This is a genomic window from Arsenophonus sp. ENCA (genome assembly GCF_002287155.1).
In the GTDB taxonomy this organism is placed as follows: Bacteria; Pseudomonadota; Gammaproteobacteria; order Enterobacterales; family Enterobacteriaceae; genus Arsenophonus; species Arsenophonus nilaparvatae.
In genome coordinates, this window is sequence record NZ_NHNG01000197.1 from 1 (window position 1) to 3,355 (window position 3,355).

At 35.6% G+C, this 3,355-nt stretch carries 6 protein-coding genes; 4 read left to right on the forward strand and 2 right to left on the reverse strand.

From position 1 onward, the window contains the following. Positions 1 to 429 precede the first annotated feature (429 nt). The 3 genes from ybfE to fur all read left to right on the forward strand — a co-directional run bounded on the left by ybfE (position 430) and on the right by fur (position 2,061). Positions 430 to 711, forward strand: coding sequence for a LexA regulated protein (gene ybfE, locus CBG25_RS05025; RefSeq protein ID WP_280551473.1), 282 nt, complete (start codon positions 430 to 432; stop codon positions 709 to 711). Positions 712 to 903: 192 nt separating this feature from the next. Further along, a complete protein-coding gene (gene fldA, locus CBG25_RS05030) occupies positions 904 to 1,434 on the forward strand; it encodes a flavodoxin FldA (RefSeq protein ID WP_290605002.1) in 531 nt (176 codons plus the stop codon). 159 nt (positions 1,435 to 1,593) lie between these two features. After that, positions 1,594 to 2,061: a ferric iron uptake transcriptional regulator gene (gene fur / locus CBG25_RS05035; protein ID WP_290605004.1), complete on the forward strand. Its 468-nt coding sequence runs from the start codon at positions 1,594 to 1,596 to the stop codon at positions 2,059 to 2,061. A gap of 76 nt (positions 2,062 to 2,137) precedes the next feature. Here the strand turns inward: fur and CBG25_RS05040 are convergent, their stop codons facing one another. Then, positions 2,138 to 2,629 carry a hypothetical protein gene (locus CBG25_RS05040; protein WP_366212704.1) on the reverse strand — a complete coding sequence of 164 codons (492 nt, stop codon included), beginning with the start codon at positions 2,627 to 2,629 and terminating at the stop codon, positions 2,138 to 2,140. Next, positions 2,607 to 3,095, reverse strand: coding sequence for a hypothetical protein (locus CBG25_RS05045; RefSeq protein WP_290605006.1), 489 nt, complete (start codon positions 3,093 to 3,095; stop codon positions 2,607 to 2,609). The genes CBG25_RS05040 and CBG25_RS05045 overlap by 23 nt, the downstream gene beginning before the upstream one ends. Before the next feature lie 138 nt (positions 3,096 to 3,233). On the opposite strand from CBG25_RS05045, the gene CBG25_RS21315 reads away from it, so the two are divergent. Continuing rightward, a partial coding sequence (locus tag CBG25_RS21315) for a helix-turn-helix domain-containing protein (RefSeq protein WP_366212652.1) occupies positions 3,234 to 3,355 on the forward strand: 122 nt, incomplete at its 3' end.

Sequence of the window (3,355 nt, forward strand, 5' to 3'; positions counted from 1 at the left end):
TTTCATACGGCCTCAGGATCTTTGAAATTCCTAGGCGTTGAAATTCCTAGGCGTAAATTCCTAGGCGTCAACTGTTATTAGTATTGCCCACCGCCTTAATACCATTCGTCATGCTGATAAAATTTGTGTGATTAATGAAGGTCAAGTGATTGAATTCGACAGCCATGATAATCTACTCAAGTTAAATGGGTTTTATGCTCAACTCTGGCATCAACAAATAGGAACAATGACAAAAATTAACGCTTAAAAATAACGCCAGTCGCCAGTAAGATCACTTTTTATACGTTTTACTGGCTATTGCTAACTTCAATTACTCACTAATAGGTTGCTTTATCAATTGAGTATATTTTATCTGTTAGTAGCGATAGTTATCATGCTAGGGTATGATTGGTTTAAGTAACTAGCAAATTTCCATCAACATTTAAATTTATGGCAAAAGAGCAGACTGATCGTACAACCCGGGATTTATTCGCCGATGAACTTAGACCAGGGCGTCCAAAAACCAATCCTTTATCTCGACATGAACAATTAAAAATTAATAAACGTAATCAGTTAAAACGTGATAAAAGCAAAGGGTTACGCCGTGTCGAATTAAAAATCAATGAGCGTGCTGTTGCGGCATTAAATATGCTAGCTCAAGAACAAAAAATAAGCCGTAGTGAATTAATAGAACAAATATTGCTGACACAATTAGCAAAGAAAAACCGATGAATTGCAATTTTACTGGTTTATTTTGCCTAAAACACACAAAATTGACAGAATTATGCAGTTATTTTCGTCAAAATAATGGTTATTTAATTATTTATTAATCAATCGTTATTATCTTTGCTATAACTACTGTTAATAACGATAAGATAAGATAACAAAACAACTCAAATTAAAATTAAGAGGTTTATTTACTTTATGGCAATCATAGGTATCTTCTTCGGCAGTGATACTGGCAATACAGAAAATATTGCCAAAATGATCCAAGAAGCCCTTGGCGGCGCTGATATTGCTGAAATTCATGATATTGCTAAAAGCAGTAAAGAGGATATTGAAGCATTTGATATTTTACTATTCGGTATTCCTACCTGGTATTATGGTGAAGCACAGTGTGATTGGGATGACTTCTTTCCGACATTAGAAGAAATTGATTTTACCAATAAGCTAGTAGCTATTTTTGGTTGTGGCGATCAAGAAGATTATGCGGAATATTTCTGTGATGCTATGGGTACTGTGAAAGAGATTATTGAACCTAACGGTGCTATCATTGTTGGCCATTGGCCAACAGAAGGTTACCACTTCGAAGCATCAAAAGGGCTCGCTGATGACTCTAACTTTATTGGCCTTGCCATTGATGAAGACAGGCAACCGGAACTAACCGCTGAGCGAGTGGAAAGCTGGGTAAAACAAATATCCGAAGAGCTAAATTTACAAGCTATTATCGATTGATAGCTGTCAATATTTTTTGTATATGATAATTCCTGCAAATTGTGTAATGATATTATGACATATATAATTGTAAAATTAGTTTGAAATAAACAGTATACTACTGTTAACGATGTTTTGATATTATTGAATTCACTGCTAATGCAACAAGGTAGGATCCGCATGACCGACAACAATAAAGCATTGAAGAATGCAGGGCTTAAAGTAACACTTCCACGTTTAAAAATTTTAGAGGTATTACAAGAGCCTGAATGCCATCATGTCAGTGCGGAAGATCTCTATAAAAAACTCATTGATATGGGGGAAGAGATTGGCCTCGCAACGGTTTATCGTGTTCTAAATCAATTTGATGACGCGGGTATTGTTACTCGCCATAATTTTGAAGGTGGTAAATCGGTTTTTGAGTTGACACAACAACATCACCATGATCACTTAATTTGCTTAGATTGTGGTAAAGTCATTGAATTCAGCGATGAATCCATTGAGACACGACAAAAAAATATTGCGGAACGTCATGGCATCAAGCTCTCTAATCACAGTCTCTATTTATATGGACATTGCTCCAAAAAAGATCATTGTGATGAAAACGATTTGGGCCACCCTGCCCGCAATAGTAAAGAAGAAAAATAACCCAGCCTATTACTATTTTTGTTATTAATCAGTTAAAAATAAAAGGAGAATTGCGGTCCAATTTCTCCTTTTATTTTCAAGTTTGTAGCGCATAAATAAGACTATGCTTGACATAATTTGAATGTGCCGCTAAAAAGTTGTCTTTTTTGTTCGTTGCTTGGGGAATAATATTAATTTTACCAATATGATCAACCGCAAAAAATTTATCCATCTTCGGAATAACATCACCTTCGACATAATGATGATTGATATTATGCATAGCCTTCTCTAAATCTAAACTACCATGTTGCTTTAACAAATCGCGCTGTAAACCTCGGCCAAATTGAGCACTGCTAAAACATTCCGCCAAAATAACATTTTCTTTGCTAGATACCTTAAGTGCTGCATAAGCAGCTAAACCACCACCTAATGAATGACCACTGGTTGAAAGCCTGTATCCATTCCATTCCCCATCCATTTGAACCAGTTGTTGCAGATTATGCATTAATTGCGCAGCCTGCTTATAGCAAGCAGGAACAGCACCAAATATATTATGAACATTCGCCTCACTTAATAAAATTATTAATATTTTTTATATAACGCGGAGCTCCACCGCTAAATCCATGACCGCTGGTTGTCCCACCAAATACCAATCGAATTTCCCGCTCAACCTTATTGCGAAAGATATAAGCCACCAATCCAGTATGACTATCTTCTAATAGACCATCTTGTGGATAAAGTTTTATATTAGTCATTTTAGACACAAACCTTGCCAATTCACGATCAATTCCCCATTGGGTTGCTTCTAAAATTGTGAAGTCACGATTGTAAACAAAATCAGCCAGTTGCTCACTGCTTGCTTTATCTATTGGAAAACTTAATTTTTGACAAGTATGCAAACCCTTTAATGGTCTTTTTTCTACCGATATAAAGGCATCACTGTTATAAATACTCTTTAATGGACAGGTGAAATCGATCTTAGGTGATATCGTTTGCAGTTCTGCTTGTAAAACTGCTTTTTCTATTGGAAGATATGAATTAATAAACTTAAGCATGATATAACATCCTTGTTAGTAACCAATTGATTTTTTTGATAAGGATATTCGCCAATTCCCAAACGAAATGCAACAAAGTAAATCCTTGGTCATACATAGATAAAATTACTGTAATGACCCCATAAGAGATACTGTTGTATGAAGGGAAAACATTTGAACTTACATGAGCGTTTTTATATCGAAAAACGAATAATTGACGGTGTTACTCAGGCCACTATTGCTAGAGAATTGGGGCTTTCTCGTTCAACTGTCAGCAGGGA